Annotated in this window: 16 protein-coding genes; 2 read left to right on the plus strand and 14 right to left on the minus strand. The window is 69.4% G+C overall.

Annotated features, from left to right (window positions below):
- Positions 1–70: 70 nt before the first annotated feature.
- Positions 71–1,681 carry an MDR family MFS transporter gene (locus IEZ15_RS19885; protein ID WP_189278592.1) on the minus strand — a complete coding sequence of 537 codons (1,611 nt, stop codon included), beginning with the start codon at positions 1,679–1,681 and terminating at the stop codon, positions 71–73.
- A gap of 122 nt (positions 1,682–1,803) precedes the next feature.
- Between IEZ15_RS19885 and IEZ15_RS19890 the strand changes: the two genes are divergently transcribed.
- Positions 1,804–2,388 carry a TetR/AcrR family transcriptional regulator gene (locus IEZ15_RS19890; RefSeq protein ID WP_189278594.1) on the plus strand — a complete coding sequence of 195 codons (585 nt, stop codon included), beginning with the start codon at positions 1,804–1,806 and terminating at the stop codon, positions 2,386–2,388.
- 54 nt (positions 2,389–2,442) lie between these two features.
- Here IEZ15_RS19890 and IEZ15_RS19895 read toward each other — a convergent pair whose 3' ends face one another.
- From IEZ15_RS19895 to IEZ15_RS19900, 3 genes are all read right to left on the minus strand, one after another.
- Positions 2,443–3,132, minus strand: coding sequence for a M23 family metallopeptidase (locus IEZ15_RS19895; RefSeq protein WP_189278596.1), 690 nt, complete (start codon positions 3,130–3,132; stop codon positions 2,443–2,445).
- A gap of 510 nt (positions 3,133–3,642) precedes the next feature.
- Positions 3,643–3,774, minus strand: a complete 132-nt coding sequence (locus tag IEZ15_RS46420; protein ID WP_268250401.1) for a hypothetical protein — start codon at positions 3,772–3,774, stop codon at positions 3,643–3,645.
- A 257-nt stretch (positions 3,775–4,031) separates the two neighbouring features.
- A complete protein-coding gene (locus IEZ15_RS19900; protein ID WP_093894034.1) occupies positions 4,032–6,560 on the minus strand; it encodes an ATP-dependent Clp protease ATP-binding subunit in 2,529 nt (842 codons plus the stop codon).
- A gap of 427 nt (positions 6,561–6,987) precedes the next feature.
- Between IEZ15_RS19900 and IEZ15_RS19905 the strand changes: the two genes are divergently transcribed.
- On the plus strand, positions 6,988–7,596 hold the full coding sequence (locus IEZ15_RS19905; protein ID WP_189278598.1) for an SCO3374 family protein: 609 nt from the start codon (positions 6,988–6,990) through the stop codon (positions 7,594–7,596).
- Here IEZ15_RS19905 and IEZ15_RS19910 read toward each other — a convergent pair.
- The 10 genes from IEZ15_RS19910 to IEZ15_RS19955 all read right to left on the minus strand — a co-directional run bounded on the left by IEZ15_RS19910 (position 7,575) and on the right by IEZ15_RS19955 (position 15,795).
- Positions 7,575–7,910, minus strand: coding sequence for a histone-like nucleoid-structuring protein Lsr2 (locus tag IEZ15_RS19910; RefSeq protein ID WP_093894032.1), 336 nt, complete (start codon positions 7,908–7,910; stop codon positions 7,575–7,577). The two genes, IEZ15_RS19905 and IEZ15_RS19910, sit on opposite strands and share 22 nt — an antisense overlap.
- Positions 7,911–8,054: 144 nt before the next feature.
- Positions 8,055–8,612 carry an amino-acid N-acetyltransferase gene (locus tag IEZ15_RS19915; protein WP_114245201.1) on the minus strand — a complete coding sequence of 186 codons (558 nt, stop codon included), beginning with the start codon at positions 8,610–8,612 and terminating at the stop codon, positions 8,055–8,057.
- Positions 8,613–8,621: 9 nt separating this feature from the next.
- A complete protein-coding gene (locus IEZ15_RS19920; RefSeq protein WP_189278600.1) occupies positions 8,622–9,122 on the minus strand; it encodes a BlaI/MecI/CopY family transcriptional regulator in 501 nt (166 codons plus the stop codon).
- A gap of 110 nt (positions 9,123–9,232) precedes the next feature.
- A complete protein-coding gene (locus IEZ15_RS19925) occupies positions 9,233–9,409 on the minus strand; it encodes a hypothetical protein (RefSeq protein ID WP_189278602.1) in 177 nt (58 codons plus the stop codon).
- A 60-nt stretch (positions 9,410–9,469) separates the two neighbouring features.
- Positions 9,470–10,048: a hypothetical protein gene (locus tag IEZ15_RS19930; protein WP_189278813.1), complete on the minus strand. Its 579-nt coding sequence runs from the start codon at positions 10,046–10,048 to the stop codon at positions 9,470–9,472.
- A 138-nt stretch (positions 10,049–10,186) separates the two neighbouring features.
- Positions 10,187–10,984 (minus strand): type III pantothenate kinase, encoded by a 798-nt coding sequence (locus IEZ15_RS19935; RefSeq protein WP_114245204.1) that lies wholly within the window; start codon positions 10,982–10,984, stop codon positions 10,187–10,189.
- On the minus strand, positions 10,984–12,027 hold the full coding sequence (nadC, locus tag IEZ15_RS19940) for a carboxylating nicotinate-nucleotide diphosphorylase (RefSeq protein ID WP_114245205.1): 1,044 nt from the start codon (positions 12,025–12,027) through the stop codon (positions 10,984–10,986). Before nadC ends, IEZ15_RS19935 begins: the two co-directional genes overlap by 1 nt.
- A gap of 2 nt (positions 12,028–12,029) precedes the next feature.
- Entirely contained in the window at positions 12,030–13,772 is a 1,743-nt protein-coding gene (locus tag IEZ15_RS19945) for an L-aspartate oxidase (RefSeq protein ID WP_189278604.1), read from the minus strand.
- Positions 13,769–14,848 carry a pantoate--beta-alanine ligase gene (panC, locus tag IEZ15_RS19950; protein ID WP_189278606.1) on the minus strand — a complete coding sequence of 360 codons (1,080 nt, stop codon included), beginning with the start codon at positions 14,846–14,848 and terminating at the stop codon, positions 13,769–13,771. The genes IEZ15_RS19945 and panC overlap by 4 nt, the downstream gene beginning before the upstream one ends.
- A complete protein-coding gene (locus IEZ15_RS19955) occupies positions 14,845–15,795 on the minus strand; it encodes a Rossmann-like and DUF2520 domain-containing protein (RefSeq protein WP_189278608.1) in 951 nt (316 codons plus the stop codon). The genes panC and IEZ15_RS19955 overlap by 4 nt, the downstream gene beginning before the upstream one ends.
- Between the last annotated feature and the right edge of the window lie 33 nt (positions 15,796–15,828).

Here is a 15,828-nt window from a genome sequence, read left to right on the forward strand (position 1 = left end):
GAGGCTCCCGGGGCGCGCCCCGGGAGCCTCCTCGTACACGGACCGTGCAGCGCTCGTGCGGCGCGAGGGATCAGACGGCCTCGGGCTGCTTGGGGCCGGCGACCTCGGCCGGTTCCTGCGCACCGTCCGACGACACGGTTTCCGGGCCCGCTCCCCGCAGCGGGACCTCCTTGACGAACACCGACGCAAGCAGGGCGATCACTCCGACCGAGGCGCCCACCAGGAACGCGATGTGCGTACCCGACGACACCGCGAACTGGTACGCCTCACGCATCTCGTCCGGCAGCTTCGCCAGGCTCGCCGCGTCCAGCTGCGCGGACTTCGCCGTGGCTCCCCCGCCGCCGCGGGCCACCATCTCGTCCTGCACCCGCCCGGTGAACAGCGCGCCCATGATCGCGACACCGAAGGAGCTGCCGAGCGTACGGAAGAGGGTGGTCGCGGAGGAGGCGACGCCCATGTCCTTCATCTCGACGCTGTTCTGCGCGACGAGCATGGTGATCTGCATCAGGAAGCCCATGCCCGCACCGAGCACCGCCATGTAGATGCCCGAGGTGAACCGCGTGGTGCCGGTGTCCATCTGCGAGAGCAGGAACAGACCGGTCACCATCAGGACCGAGCCCACCACGGGGAAGATCTTGTACTTGCCGGTGCTGGTGGTGACCCGTCCCGCGATCAGCGAGACGACCATCATCGACAACAGCATCGGCAGGAGCAGCAGACCCGAGTTGGTCGCCGACGCGCCCTGGACGGACTGCTGGAACAGCGGCAGGAAGAGCACCGCACCGAACATCACGAAGCCCGACATGAAGCCGACGACGGACATCAGGGTGAAGTTGCGGTTGCGGAAGATGTGGAGCGGAATGATCGGTTCTGCAGCCTTCGTCTCGACGAAGAGGAAGCCGACGAGCGAGGCGACACCGATCGCCATGAGCTCCATGATCACAGCGGAGTTCCAGTCGTACTCGGAACCGCCCCAGGTGGTGACCAGCACGATCGCGGTGATGCCGAGGGTGAGCAGACCCGCGCCGAGGTAGTCGACCTTCGCCTCGGTGCGCTCCCGCTTGGGCAGATGAAGCACCGCGGTGACCATGGCGAGGGCGACCGCGCCCAGCGGCAGGTTGATGTAGAAGCTCCAGCGCCAGCCGAGGTGGTCGGTTATGGTGCCGCCGACCAGCGGTCCGCCGATCATGGCGATCGCCATCACACCGGCCATCATCCCCTGGTACTTGCCTCGCTCGCGGGGCGGCACCAGGTCGCCGATGATCGCCATGACGCCGACCATCAGGCCGCCCGCGCCGAGTCCCTGGACCGCCCGGAAGCCGATCAGCTGACCCATGTCCTGGGCCATTCCGCTCAGTACCGAGCCGATCAGGAAGAGCACGATGGACATGAGGAAGATGCCCTTGCGCCCGTACATGTCGCCGAGCTTGCCCCAGATGGGGGTGGAGGCCGCGGTGGCCAGGGTGTACGCGGTGACGACCCAGGACAGATGCTCCAGGCCGCCGAGGTCACCGACGATGGTCGGCATTGCGGTGCCGACGATCAGGTTGTCCAGCATGGCGAGCAGCATCGTGATCATCAGGGCGAGCATCACCACCTGGACGCTGCGCTGCCGCTTCTCGGGTTTCTCGGCAGGCCGGTCGTCCGCCTTTCCGTCCGCCGCCTTCTTCAGGTCCGACATGGTCCCCACTCCCCTGATCCCCTGTGATACCAGGCACTTACTTGCCGCCCGGCTAGTTGACTACACTGGGGAAAGTAGCCCCGTAACTAGCCGGGCGTCAAGTAAGTATCGAGGAGAGCGCCATGGGCAGCACACCGCAGCCGCGCCGAGGCAACACGCGCCAGCGCATTCAGGACGTCGCCCTGGAACTCTTCGCCGAACAGGGCTATGAGAAGACCTCGCTGCGCGAGATCTCCGAGCGGCTGGATGTCACCAAGGCCGCGCTGTATTACCACTTCAAGACCAAGGAAGACATCCTGGTCAGCATCTTCGACGACCTGAACCGGCCGGTCGAGGAGCTGATCGAGTGGGGCAGGGGCCAGCCCCACAGCCTGGAGACGAAGAAGGAGATCCTGCGCCGCTACAGCGAGGCGCTGACCGCCGCCGCCCCGCTCTTCCAGTTCATGCAGGAGAACCAGGCGACCGTACGGGAGCTCAGCATCGGGAAGACCATCAAGGACCGCGTCGTCGGCCTGGTCGATCTGATCAAGGAACCCGATGCTCCGCTGACCGACCAGGTGCGCTGTTTCACCGCGCTCTTCACGATGCACGCGGGCATGTTCGCCTTCAAGGACTTCGAAGGCGACCCCGAGGAGAAGCGCGAGGCCGTCCTCGAAGTCGCCTTCGATCTGGTCACCCGGGCGCACAACCCGGGGGCCACCGAGTAGGCCTGTCCGGCCGTGATCCGCCGGACAGGCCCCGAGGGGTGCGTCACGACCGGGTCAGACCATGACGCCTTCCTTGTGCAGGAACGAGACCGGGTTGATCGCGGAACCGTAGTTCGGCGTGGTCCGGATCTCGAAGTGCACGTGCGGGCCGCTGGAGTTTCCGGTGTTGCCGGAGAGGGCGATCTTCTCGCCCGTCTTCACGGTCTGACCGATGTGCACATCGATCCGCGACAGGTGGGCGTACTGCGAGTACACGCCGTTGCCGTGGCTGATCACGATGGCATTGCCGTACGCGGGGCCGTCGCCGCCGCCGTTCGGACCGGCCTTCACGACGGTGCCACTGTGCGTGGCCTTCACCTCGGTGCCGATCGGCACGGCGAAGTCCTGGCCGGAGTGCTTGTGGGCCCAGCGGGCGCCGTCGTTGCCGAAGCTCGCGCTCAGCACGTAGTGGCGCACCGGGGTCTCCCAGGCGGCGGCCTTCTTCGCGGCCGCCTTCTTGACCGCCGCGCGTTCGGCCTTGGCAGCCTTGGCCGCCTTGCCCTGCACCGCCGCCTGCTTGGCGACCGAGTCGGCCGCGCTGGTATTGATCAGGCTCGCGGCGTCGGGGGCACCCGCCGTGCCGGCCGCGAACGCAGCACCCACACCGAGAACCATCGACGTCCCCAGGCCGGCTGCCACCACGGCGCCACGGACACGGGACAGGGACGGGCGACGGGAGTGCTGGAACGAAACGCGATTCGACATAAGCGGAGAACCTCCGGAGATGACTGGACCCGACGCTTCCGTCGGGCTGGCCATCCCTTGGTAACCCGCACCCCCATAAATGCCCAAACACCCCATCTACGAACAAAAGCCGTAGCGAGAGCCTCGGGAATCCCTTGGTGCGGGCTTCACGCACCCCATTTCCGGACTCATCGAAACTCTTGTTTCGGACAGGTTTAACCCCAGCTCCAAACCGCCCTAATCGGACTAAACATAGCGATCCGGGCTTCTCTCTTTCCGCCCCCGAAGCCCCCTCGCCACACAGGGGCAAAGGTCCCCGCCGCGATCGCGGCACCTGCCCCTATCACCCCTAGTAGGCCCGGAACGGGCTGTGTGCCTTGTCACGGCCGGTGGGGCCTGAGGCTGTCCGATTCGGGCCCTTCGGCCTGCAACCTGACTACGCTGATACGGCGACCGGATCAGCGCTCCCGCGGGGACAGGCCATGGCCAGTGACGCCGCAGGCACAGCGGGGCGGCGCAGCCCGGCCGCCGTCAGCAGCTCGGTGTCCCCCACAGCGCCCAGGCGCTTCCCAACTGCGAGATCACGGTTTCCCCGACATCCAGCGGTACGGCCCCGAGCATGTCCGGCGGTCCGGTCTTCGCCAGGAACGTCCTGCTCGGCATCGCGCGGCAGATCCCCCGGCAGCGCGGCGGCCGGCGCGTGGAGTGCGTGCCGCTCGCCACTGACGGCGGCACCGCGGGCACCGCGGGCACCGCAGGTACCGCGCAGGCACCGCGGGCACCGCGCAGGCACCGCAGGCACCGCAGGCACCGCGGCACGACGGCACGACGGCACGACGGCACGGCAAAAGGGGCTGCCCCGGACCGTTCTCACGGTTCCGGGGCAGCCCCTTCAGGTGCTCAGGCGCTCGGGGGCGTCCTTACACGTCCTTCGACATGTTCGGGCCCGCGCCGCCTGCCGCCTGCTCGATCGGGGGGACGTCGGGCAGCGCCGACTTCTCCTCGCCGCGGAAGGTGAACTTCTTCTCCTCACCCTCGCCCTCGGTGCCGACGACCACGATGTGACCGGGGCGCAGCTCACCGAAGAGGATCTTCTCGGAGAGGATGTCCTCGATCTCGCGCTGGATCGTCCGGCGCAGCGGCCGGGCGCCCATCACGGGGTCGTAACCCTTCTTCGCCAGGAGCGACTTGGCTTCCGAGCTCAGCTCGATGCCCATGTCGCGGTCCTTCAGGCGCTCGTCCACCTTGGCCAGCATGAGGTCGACGATCTGGATGATGTCTTCCTCGGTGAGCTGGTGGAAGACGACCGTGTCGTCGACACGGTTGAGGAACTCGGGGCGGAAGTGCTGCTTGAGCTCTTCGTTGACCTTGTTCTTCATACGCTCGTAGCCGGTCTTGACGTCGCCCTGGGCTGCGAAGCCCAGGTTGAAGCCCTTGGAGATGTCCCGGGTCCCGAGGTTGGTCGTCATGATGATGACCGTGTTCTTGAAGTCCACGACCCGGCCCTGAGAGTCGGTCAGGCGACCGTCTTCCAGAATCTGGAGCAGGGAATTGAAGATATCGGGGTGGGCCTTCTCGACCTCGTCGAAGAGGACGACGGAGAATGGCTTGCGGCGCACCTTCTCGGTGAGCTGGCCGCCCTCTTCGTAACCCACGTAGCCGGGGGGAGAACCGAAGAGGCGGGAAACCGTGTGCTTCTCGCTGAACTCCGACATGTCGAGGGCGATCAGCGCGTCCTCGTCACCGAAGAGGAATTCGGCGAGCGTCTTGGAGAGCTCCGTCTTACCGACACCGGACGGGCCGGCGAAGATGAACGAGCCACCGGGACGCTTCGGGTCCTTCAGACCGGCTCGCGTACGGCGGATCGCCTGCGAGAGGGCCTTGATGGCGTCCTTCTGGCCGATGACGCGCTTGTGGAGCTCATCCTCCATGCGCAGCAGACGGGAGGACTCCTCCTCCGTCAGCTTGAAGACCGGAATGCCGGTCGCGGTGGCCAGGACTTCGGCGATCAGCTCGCCGTCGACCTCGGCCACGACGTCCATGTCGCCGGCCTTCCACTCCTTCTCGCGCTTGGTCTTCGCGGCGAGAAGCTGCTTCTCCTTGTCGCGCAGGGACGCGGCCTTCTCGAAGTCCTGCGAGTCGATCGCGGACTCCTTGTCGCGGCGGACGCCCGCGATCTTCTCGTCGAACTCGCGGAGGTCCGGCGGCGCGGTCATCCGGCGGATGCGCATCCGGGAACCGGCCTCGTCGATCAGGTCGATCGCCTTGTCCGGCAGGAAGCGGTCCGAGATGTACCGGTCAGCCAGCGTCGCGGCCTGGACCAGCGCCTCGTCCGTGATGGAGACGCGGTGGTGGGCCTCGTAGCGGTCGCGCAGCCCCTTGAGGATCTCGATGGTGTGCGGCAGAGACGGCTCCGCGACCTGGATGGGCTGGAAGCGGCGCTCGAGAGCGGCGTCCTTCTCCAGGTGCTTGCGGTACTCGTCGAGCGTCGTGGCACCGATGGTCTGCAGCTCGCCGCGGGCCAGCATGGGCTTGAGGATGCTGGCGGCGTCGATCGCGCCCTCGGCGGCGCCCGCACCCACCAGGGTGTGGAGCTCGTCGATGAACAGGATGATGTCGCCGCGGGTGCGGATCTCCTTGAGGACCTTCTTCAGGCGCTCCTCGAAGTCACCGCGGTAGCGGGAGCCGGCGACCAGCGCACCGAGGTCGAGGGTGTAGAGGTGCTTGTCCTTGAGGGTCTCGGGCACCTCGCCCTTGACGATGGCCTGCGCCAGTCCTTCGACGACCGCCGTCTTACCGACGCCGGGCTCGCCGATGAGAACCGGGTTGTTCTTGGTACGGCGGGACAGCACCTGCATGACCCGCTCGATCTCCTTCTCGCGCCCGATGACCGGGTCGAGCTTGGATTCGCGAGCGGCCTGGGTGAGATTCCGGCCGAACTGGTCGAGCACCAGGGACGTGGAGGGCGTGCCTTCCGCGGGGCCGCCCGCGGTTGCCGCCTCCTTGCCGCCCGAGTAGCCGGAGAGCAGCTGGATGACCTGCTGCCGCACCCGGTTCAGGTCGGCGCCCAGCTTCACGAGGACCTGGGCCGCGACGCCCTCGCCCTCGCGGATCAGGCCGAGCAGGATGTGCTCGGTGCCGATGTAGTTGTGGCCGAGCTGGAGGGCCTCACGGAGCGACAGCTCCAGGACCTTCTTGGCCCGGGGCGTGAAGGGGATGTGCCCGGACGGGGCCTGCTGGCCCTGGCCGATGATCTCCTCCACCTGCTGGCGGACCGCCTCGAGCGAAATCCCGAGGCTCTCCAGGGCCTTAGCGGCGACACCCTCACCCTCGTGGATAAGGCCCAGGAGGATGTGCTCGGTGCCGATGTAGTTGTGGTTGAGCATCCGGGCTTCTTCCTGAGCCAGGACGACAACCCGCCGCGCGCGGTCGGTGAACCTCTCGAACATCGTTAATCGCTCCTCAGAGCGGTCAGGCAGTAAGGGGTCGGTCCCCTCCCTGTCCTTCCGCAGCTTAGTCCCGCAAGCGGGGACCGCTCATTCCAACTGCCGACACCGTCCTTGGCCTCCTGCCCCGAACGCCGACATCTGCTCCAACCCGATGGTGCGAGACGATGTTCCCGCAGGCCAGGCAGATACCCCTTTCGCCAGTACGCCGATGGCGAACGTGAGATGCCCGAGCCTGCGTGTCGCCCCTCCCCACTAGGGATGTCTTACCCGCAATTACAGACAGTCCATGCGGCGCACGCCGGTTCCCTCCGCTACGGGCGAACATCTTCGCGCTCTCGAATACGTCTCTACGCCCCCATCTCGGACACACTGAGCACCCGGCCGCAGACTCTGCGTAACTCCTGGGGTGCTCGGCCGTTCTCCTGACATGGCCATCACCGTCCCATCCACCCTGCAATCGCTCGCCGACGAGCAGGAGGGCCACGCCGAGTGCGCACGGTGGGCGCAGTGGTACGAGCGCGAGCTCGGCTGGGCAACGGAGGGCACCACACCGGTGCGGTTGCTGACCGGGCTGCGGTTCGACGTCCTGGAGGTGCCTGCGGCCGCCGGCCATGCGGCGCTGCGGCGGGTGGGCCGCACCGGACCTGTGTCACTGACGGGATCGCGGATGAGCCTGCTGGTGACAGCGGGAAGCGCCGACGAGCTGCCCGGGCTGCTCGACTGGCTGGAGTGGGGCGGGGTCGCCCTCTCGCTGACTGCCATCGGTACGGGCGGTCGGATCACCGCGCCGGAGCCGCCCGGTCGGGTGGCGGGCCGGTCGGGGGCCGCCGTATGGCTGCGGCCCCCCGGGCTGCGGCACGAGGGAGAGCCGGAGCTCCCGGCCCTGGCCGGCCTCGGGAGCAGGGGTGGGGATGCTCCCGATCTCGTACGGCTCGTGGACGCGGTGGCGACGGAATGCCACCGGGTCCGGTTGATGCGCGCCCGAACGGGGCGGTCGACCGATGAGTCGACAGCTCAGCCGTTGGCCTTCTCGTAAGCCTCACGGATCTCCGCGGGAACACGGCCGCGGTCATTCACATTGTGGCCGTTCTCGCGCGCCCACTTACGGATCTCCGCGGTGTCCTTGTTGCCACCCGTAACGGCACGGCCCTTGCCACGGCCGGCCGCTGCACGGCCACCCGTACGCCGGCCACCCTTGGTGTACGGCTCAAGAAGACCACGGAGCTTGTCCGCGTTGCTCGTGGTGAGGTCAATCTCGTACGTCTTGCCATCCAGAGCGAACGTCACCGTCTCGTCCGCCTCGCCACCGTCGAGGTCATCGACAAGAAGGACCTGAACCTTCTGTGCCACCGGATTTCCTTTCATCGAAAATGTAGTACGCGGAAAGGAAACCGCTTTTCCCCGAAAAACACAAACCCCCGGCAGAGGTTCAGGATCCCGAGAAGACGGGAAACATGCGCGATTCGGACATAGGGCTACGGCTTCTTGTGGCGGTCACAGGTGCAGAAGCATCCGACTGTTACCCAAAGTGTTCGGCTTCACCCGTTCGAGACCCAGGAACTCTGCTACACCCTCGTCATAGGAACGCAGTAGCTCGCTGTAGACATCTCCGTCGACCGGCGCCTCTCCGATCTCCACGAAGCCGTGCTTCGCGAAGAAGTCGACTTCGAAGGTGAGACAGAAAACCCGCCGCACGCCCAGCCAACGGGCGGTCTGCAACAACTTGTCCAGTACTTGATGCCCGACTCCGGCACCCCTGATGCTGTGATCGACCGCGAGAGTGCGCACTTCGGCGAGGTCTTCCCACATCACATGCAGTGCACCGCAGCCGATGACCCGGGCGTCCTCGTCGCGTTCTGCGATCCAGAACTCCTGGATGTCCTCGTAAAGCGTCACCGTTGCTTTGTCGAGCAGGATGCCTTCGCGTACGTACCCGTCGAGGAGACGGCGGACCGATGCCACATCGCTGGTCCTGGCACGGCGGACTGTGATGGCCACGTTTATAACCGACGGTTCGGTACGGAAATCGGTATGCGGAAGCTCTGAGGACATACCCAGACGCTATCGCCCGGTCTCCGGGCCCGCGTCATCGGCCGGATCTTCGGCCGCTTCTCCGGCCGGTTCATCAGCCGGTTCATCGACCCCTTCATGGGTCGCTTCATCCGCCGCTTCGCCGGACGGCAACTCGGAGGCCCCGTTCAGGTTGGGCAGAACGATCCGCATGGCGTCCTTGAGGGCCTCGCGCTGCTCGGCGGACATCATGCCGAAGAAGGCGACAAGAGCGGCGGCCGGGTTGTCGCTGTGCGACCAGGCTTCGTTCATCAGTGCGGCCGAGTAGGCGGCGCGGGTGGAGACCGCCGTATATCGATATGCTCGGCCGTCGACTTCCCTGCGCACCCAGCCCTTCTGATGGAGATTGTCCATTACCGTCATGACGGTGGTGTAGGCGATGGAGCGTTCCTGCTGAAGGTCCTCAAGGACTTCCCGCACGGTGACCGGACGGTTCCATTGCCAGACCCGCGTCATCACGGCGTCTTCCAGATCTCCCAATTGACGGGGCACAATGTCACTTTAGTGCCAGATGCCGGGAATGCTCGGCTATTTACGCAGCAAAAGGGCGCACGGCTCTTGACAAGTCGTGCGCCCTTCGCGTGCGGCGAGGTCCGGGGAAGTCAGACACCCTCGCGCGGCGCCTGCTGGACCGACTCGGCGCGGCCGATCGCCATATCCACGGCCGCGTCCTCCTTGGCCTTGTTGGGACCGCCCTGACTCTTGACGATCGTCACGACGAGGCCGATGAAGAAGGCGGCCATCACCACGGGGGGAACGAGCGCGGATACGTAGTCCATGGCGTCCAGAGTAGCGAGGCCGGTACCGGCTTCCGCGCGCCCCCTCCGCGTGCGGCGGGGCTATCCCGCGGCCCGCTGCTGCGGTGGCGGGACCGGGCGGCGGGGCGGGAAGACCTCCGAGGGCTTCGGCGCCGGGCGCTCGGGCGGCGGGGCCGGCCGGGGCGGGGCCGCCGGGGTCTTCGGCCGTTCGGGTTCGGCGTCGGCGGCCCGGCCGCCGGGCAGGGCGAGGAGTCGACTGCGGGGTGCGGGGGCCGCCGGCGGCGCGGAGCGTCCGGCGAGGCGGGCCCGCACCGACCGCTCCGCGAGGGCCTGACAGCGCTCCAGGAGCGCCGCGGCCACCGGTCTGTGGCGCAGGGCGCGCAGCGCGGCGAGGTCATCGGGACGAGGGTCGTATCCGCCCGCCAGGGCGTCCTGGAGAAGCTCCAGATAGCCGCTGACGGAGCCGGGGAGGGCGTTGCGGTAGCGGACGAGGTCGGCGAGCAGGAACGTGCGCAGCCGTCCCGCCTCGCCGACCGCCTCGTCCACGGCACCTGCCAGCCGCAGGCAGTCCTGGACGTCCTCGTCGGGCAGGGGCGTGGGGTGAAGGGCGATGGAGAGGGCGCGTCGGAGCACACGCAGCTCGTCCGCGCTGAACGCCATACCGCCGCGTGATCCGTAAGGCGTGGGCATGACGCGACAATACGTGCTAAATGGACAAAATCGGCTTAACTGGCCGTGGGCGGCGCGGCGGCGGCCCCCGTTCCGCCGAACCGTTCCCGCAGGTACGCCCCGTATCCGCTACATCCGGGACACATTCCGCTCGTACACCAGACGCAGACCGATGAGGGTGAGCCAGGGCTCGTGCTCGTCGATGACGGAGGACTCGCCCAACACCATCGGCGCAAGGCCGCCCGTCGCGATGACGGTGACGTCGTCGGGGTCGGCGGCCAGCTCCTTCTTCATCCGTGCGACGACACCGTCGACCTGGCCCGCGAAGCCGTAGATGATGCCCGACTGCATCGCCTCGACCGTGTTCTTGCCGATCACGCTGCGCGGCCGGGCCAGCTCGATCTTGCGGAGCTGGGCGCCCTTGACGCCCAGTGCCTCGACCGAGATCTCGATGCCGGGGGCGATGACACCGCCGGTGTACTCGCCGCGGGCGGAGACCGCGTCGAAGGTGGTGGCCGTGCCGAAGTCGACGACGATCGCCGGACCGCCGTACAGGTCGACGGCGGCAACCGCGTTGATGATGCGGTCCGCGCCGACCTCCTTCGGGTTGTCCATCAGGATCGGCACCCCGGTCTTGATGCCCGGCTCGACGAGGACCGCAGGGACGTCGCCGTAGTAGCGGCGGGTCACCTCGCGCAGCTCGTGCAGGACGGCCGGGACCGTGGAGCAGATCGCGATGCCCTCGATGCCGTCGCCCAGCTCCTCGCCGAGCAGCGGGTGCATGCCCATCAGGCCCTGGAGCAGCACCGCGAGCTCGTCCGCGGTGCGGCGGGCGTCGGTGGAGATCCGCCAGTGCTCGACGATCTCCTCACCGTCGAACAGGCCGAGGACGGTGTGGGTGTTGCCGACGTCGATGGTGAGCAGCATCAGACGCCGGCCCCGTCGGTGTCGCGGAAGTCCAGGCCGATGTCGAGGATCGGCGAGGAGTGGGTGAGCGCGCCGACCGCCAGGTAGTCGACGCCCGCTTCCGCGTAGGCGCGTGCGGTGTCGAGGGAGAGCCGGCCGGAGGACTCCAGGACCGCGCGGCCGCCGACCAGGGCAACCGCCTCGGCCGTCTGCAGCGGGGTGAAGTTGTCCAGCAGGATCAGGTCGGCGCCCGCGTCGAGGACCTCTCGGACCTGCTGCAGGGTGTCGACCTCGACCTCGATCGGTACGTCCGGGAACTCATCGCGTACGCGCTTGAAGGCCTCGGCCACGCCGCCCGCCGCGACGACGTGGTTGTCCTTGACCAGCGCCGCGTCCGACAGCGACATGCGGTGGTTGATGCCACCGCCGCAGCGCACCGCGTACTTCTCCATGGCGCGCAGGCCCGGGGTGGTCTTGCGGGTGTCGCGGACCTTGGCCTTCGTGCCTTCGAGCACATCGGCCCAGGCGCGGGTGGCGGTCGCGATGCCGGAGAGCCTGCACAGCAGGTTGAGTGCGCTGCGCTCGCCGGTGAGCAGGTCGCGGGTGCGGGTGGTGACGGTCAGCAGCTTCTGGCCGGGGGCGACGCGGTCGCCGTCCTCGACGTGGCGCTCGACCGCGAACTCGTCCGTGCAGACGATGGACAGGACGGCCTCGGCGATGCGCAGACCGGCCACGACACCCGCCTCACGGGCAGTGAAGTCGCCGGTGGCCACGGCGTCCTCCGAAACGGTCGCGACAGTGGTGACGTCGACACCGCCGTCGAGGTCCTCCTCGATGGCGACGTGCGCGACATCCTCGACCTGGACGGGGTCCAGGCCCGCGTCGGCGAGGAGCTGGGCGAGGTCGGGGTCGAGGCCGCACTCCAGTGGGTCGAGCTCGTAGAACTCGTCCCCGCCGCAGCCGCAGCCGTCCCCGCAGCCGCCCGCGGACGGTGCGGGCGCGCCGATCTGGATCAGCGGTACGTCCACGGGTGTGGGGCGCGGATTCTCTTCGGGCGTGCTCACGGTTACGGCTCCTCGGTGACGTCGGCGGGGTGAATCAGTGGTGCTGCTGCGCAGTCTGGTACCTGCGTCGGGCGTACGGGCCCGAATGCCTCGGTCTCCGTCCGACGGAGGACCAGTCGACGCTCCGGGGTGAGCCGGACGACGAGGTGGCGGCGCCAGTTCTCGTCGTCGCGCTCGGGCCGGTCCTCGCGCCAGTGGCAGCCGCGGGTCTCCTCGCGTCGGCGGGCGGCGGCGACCAGGACGCGCGAGACGAGGAGCAGGTTCGTGGCCTCCCACGCCTCGACACCGGGCACCGCGACCTTGGGCTCGGCAGCCCCGGCGGCCGCGGCGGCGCTGTTGTGCAGGGCCTCCAGTTCCTCGGCGGCGGCGGCCAGGCTCTCGGCGGAGCGCAGGACTCCGGCGCCCCGGGTCATGATCCGCTGGATCGTGGCGCGTGCCTCGGGGGCGAGCAGCGGCGAGGGGGCGGGAAGGGTGCCGACTGTCGCGGCGCCCGCGCTGGGCCGGTCCCCGACGATGTCCGCCGCGATGCGCTCGGCGAATACGAGGCCCTCCAGGAGGGAGTTGGACGCCAGCCGGTTCGCGCCGTGCACGCCGGTGCAGGCGACCTCGCCGCAGGCGTACAGGCCGGGCACGGTCGTACGTCCCCGCAGGTCGGTGCGGATGCCGCCGGAGGCGTAGTGCGCGGCGGGGGCGACCGGGATGGGTTCGGTGATCGGGTCGATGCCGTGGGCGCGGCAGGCCGCCAGGATGGTGGGGAAGCGCTGTTCCCACATCGCGGCGCCGAAGTGGCGGGCGTCGAGATACATGTGCTCGGTGCCGCGCAGCTGCATCTGGCGCGTGATGGCCTTGGCGACGATGTCGCGCGGGGCCAGTTCCGCCAGTTCGTGCTGCCCGGTCATGAAGCGCGTACCGGACGCGTCGACGAGATGGGCGCCCTCGCCCCGTACCGCCTCCGACACCAGGGGCTGCTGGCCCTCGGAGCCGGCGCCGAGGAAGAGGACCGTCGGGTGGAACTGGACGAATTCGAGGTCGGAGACCTCCGCACCGGCCCGCAGTGCCAGGGCCACGCCGTCGCCCGTGGAGACCGCCGGGTTGGTGGTGGCGGAGAAGACCTGGCCCATGCCGCCGGTGGCGAGGACCACCGCGGGGGCGCGGACCGCGCCGACACCGTCGTGCTGGCCCTCGCCCATGACGTGCAGGGTGACGCCCGCGGTACGGCCTTCGGCATCCGTGAGAAGGTCCAGGACGAGAGCGTTCTCGACGGTGTGCAGGGCGGCTTCGCGGACCGCTTCGACCAGGGCGCGGGAGATCTCGGCACCCGTCGCGTCACCGCCCGCGTGGGCGATGCGGCGGCGGTGGTGGCCGCCCTCGCGGGTCAGCGCGATGTCGCCGCTGTCCGTGGTGTCGAAGTGGGCGCCGGTCTCGATCAGCCGCCGTACGGCGTCGGGGCCCTCGGTGACCAGGGTCCGTACCGCGGCCTCGTCGCACAGGCCCGCGCCCGCGACCAGGGTGTCGTCCAGATGCTGTTCGGGGGTGTCGCCGTCGCCGAGGGCAGCCGCGATGCCGCCCTGCGCCCAGCGGGTGGAGCCGTCGTCGAGGCGGGCCTTGGTGACCACGACGGTGGCGAGGCCCGCGGCTGCGCAGCGCAGCGCGGTGGTGAGACCGGCCACGCCGGAGCCGACCACCACGACGTCGGCGTCGATGGACCAGCCGGGAGCGGGGGCGGTCAGCCGTATTCCGGTCACGTGGTGGCTCCGAAGGTCAGCGGGATGTTGTCGATCAGGCGGGTCTTGCCGACCTTCGCGGCGATGGCGAGGATCGCGTCACCGGTGGTGCGGTCGTCGGGGATCTCGGTGAAGTCGGCCGGGTCCACGAGCGCGAGGTAGTCCAGGGCGAGCGGCGGCTGTTCGGCGGCCGCGTCGTCGAGGATCAACTGCGCGGCGGCGCGTACCGCCGCGGGTCCGTCCACGGGGCGGGCCAGCGCCACCGCCTGGGTGTCGGCGGCCGCGCGGGTCTCACCGAGCGCGGTGAGCGCGGCGGCCCTGCCGGTGGTCGCCGCAGTGGTCTGCGCGCGGGCATGCAGCGCCTGCTGGGCGGCGAGCCTGTCCCGCGCGGCGAACAGGGCCCGGGACAGGGCGAGGGCGGTGTGCCGTTCCTCGGCGTCCAGGAAGCGGTTGCGGCTGGAGAGCGCGAGGCCGTCCGGTTCGCGGACCGTCTCCACGCCGACGATCTCCACGGGGAAGTTCAGATCGCGCACCATGCGGCGGATCAGCGCCAGCTGCTGGGCGTCCTTCTGCCCGTAGAACGCGGTGTCGGGGCGGGTGAGGTGCAGGAGCTTGGCGACGACGGTGAGCATCCCGTCGAAGTGCCCGGGGCGGGAGGCTCCTTCGAGCCGCTCGCCCATGGGGCCCGCCGAGATCCGGACCTGCGGTTCACCACCGGGGTAGAGCTCGTCGACGGACGGCGCGAAGACCGCGTCCGCCCCGGCGGCGCCGGCCACGGCGAGATCGGCGTCGAGGGTGCGGGGGTAGCGCTCCAGGTCGGCGGCCTCGCCGAACTGGAGCGGGTTGACGAAGACGGTGACGACGACCTGGCCGTCCGTGCCCGCGGCCGCACGTGCGGTACGGATCAGGGTGGCGTGCCCCTCGTGCAGGGCGCCCATGGTCATGACCACGGCCCGTTGCCCCTTGAGGGGGGCGAACGCGGCGAGTTCGGCGGCCGTACGGAGAAGGGTGGCGGCGGGGGCGGTGCCGGGCGTGCGGGGCGGGGCAGCGGCGTGGGGCCTACCGGACGTGCCGGGCCTGCCGGTCCTGTTTGTCATCGGGACTCCTGTGATCCGGTGCCGCCCGTCGTACCGGCGCCGTCGGCCAGGACTCCGAGCAGGTCCTCGGCCAGCTCCGGCTTGAGCATGCCGTGGGCGAGTGCGCGGTCGGCGGTGGCGCGGGCCATCGCGACATAACCGGCCACGGCCTGCGGAGCGTGCCTGCGCAGCTCGCCGATGTGCGCGGCGACCGTGCCCGCGTCGCCGCGGGCCACGGGGCCGGTCAGCGCGGCATCGCCGGAGCGCAGGGCATTGTCGAGCGCGGCGCCCAGGAGGGGGCCGAGCATCCGGTCGGGGGCGGCGACCCCGGCCGTACGCAGCAGCTCCATCGACTGGGCGACCAGGGTGACCAGGTGATTCGCGCCGAGGGCGAGCGCCGCGTGGTAGAGCGGGCGGGACTCCTCCGCGATCCATTCGGGCTCGCCGCCCATCTCGATGACCAGCGCCTCGGCCGCGAGCCGCAGCTCCTCGGGGGCGGTCACGCCGAAGGAGCAGCCGGCCAGCCGCTGGACGTCGACCGAGGTGCCGGTGAACGTCATCGCCGGGTGCAGGGCGAGCGGCAGGGCGCCGGCCCGCAGAGCCGGGTCCAGCACCTTCGTCCCGTAACGCCCCGACGTGTGGACGATCAGCTGCCCCGGCCGCACGGCGCCGGTCTCGGCGAGGCCCTCGACCAGGCCGGGCAACGCGTCATCGGGAACGGTCAGCAGCACCAGTTCGGCGCGCGCGAGGACTTCGGCGGGCGGCACCAGCGGTACGTCGGGGAGCAGGGCAGCAGCCCTGCGCACGGACGCGTCGGAGACGCCCGACACGGCTACCGGCCGGTGCCCGGCGAGTTGCAGGGACGCGGCGAGAGCGGGGCCGACGCGGCCCGCGCCCACGACGCCGACCGTGAGGCGGGCGGGGCGGTCCCTCGCGTCGAGGGGCTCCTTGGGGACTGTTGCATTCACGCGGCGGTGGCCTTCCGTTCCAGTCCGCGGGGG

This window comes from Streptomyces atratus, assembly GCF_014648655.1.
GTDB lineage: Bacteria > Actinomycetota > Actinomycetes > Streptomycetales > Streptomycetaceae > Streptomyces > Streptomyces atratus.

Excerpts from the sequence above, each read along its gene's own strand:
- IEZ15_RS19900 (WP_093894034.1), bottom strand. The coding sequence starts at position 6,560 with ATGTTCGAGAGGTTCACCGACCGCGCGCGGCGGGTTGTCGTCCTGGCT.
- IEZ15_RS46420 (WP_268250401.1), bottom strand. The coding sequence starts at position 3,774 with ATGCCGAGCAGGACGTTCCTGGCGAAGACCGGACCGCCGGACATGCTC.
- IEZ15_RS19925 (WP_189278602.1), bottom strand. The coding sequence starts at position 9,409 with ATGGACTACGTATCCGCGCTCGTTCCCCCCGTGGTGATGGCCGCCTTC.
- panC (WP_189278606.1), bottom strand. The coding sequence starts at position 14,848 with ATGACAAACAGGACCGGCAGGCCCGGCACGTCCGGTAGGCCCCACGCC.
- IEZ15_RS19905 (WP_189278598.1), top strand. The coding sequence starts at position 6,988 with ATGGCCATCACCGTCCCATCCACCCTGCAATCGCTCGCCGACGAGCAG.
- IEZ15_RS19895 (WP_189278596.1), bottom strand. The coding sequence starts at position 3,132 with ATGTCGAATCGCGTTTCGTTCCAGCACTCCCGTCGCCCGTCCCTGTCC.
- IEZ15_RS19935 (WP_114245204.1), bottom strand. The coding sequence starts at position 10,984 with ATGCTGCTCACCATCGACGTCGGCAACACCCACACCGTCCTCGGCCTG.
- IEZ15_RS19930 (WP_189278813.1), bottom strand. The coding sequence starts at position 10,048 with ATGGCGTTCAGCGCGGACGAGCTGCGTGTGCTCCGACGCGCCCTCTCC.
- IEZ15_RS19915 (WP_114245201.1), bottom strand. The coding sequence starts at position 8,612 with ATGTCCTCAGAGCTTCCGCATACCGATTTCCGTACCGAACCGTCGGTT.
- IEZ15_RS19890 (WP_189278594.1), top strand. The coding sequence starts at position 1,804 with ATGGGCAGCACACCGCAGCCGCGCCGAGGCAACACGCGCCAGCGCATT.
- IEZ15_RS19885 (WP_189278592.1), bottom strand. The coding sequence starts at position 1,681 with ATGTCGGACCTGAAGAAGGCGGCGGACGGAAAGGCGGACGACCGGCCT.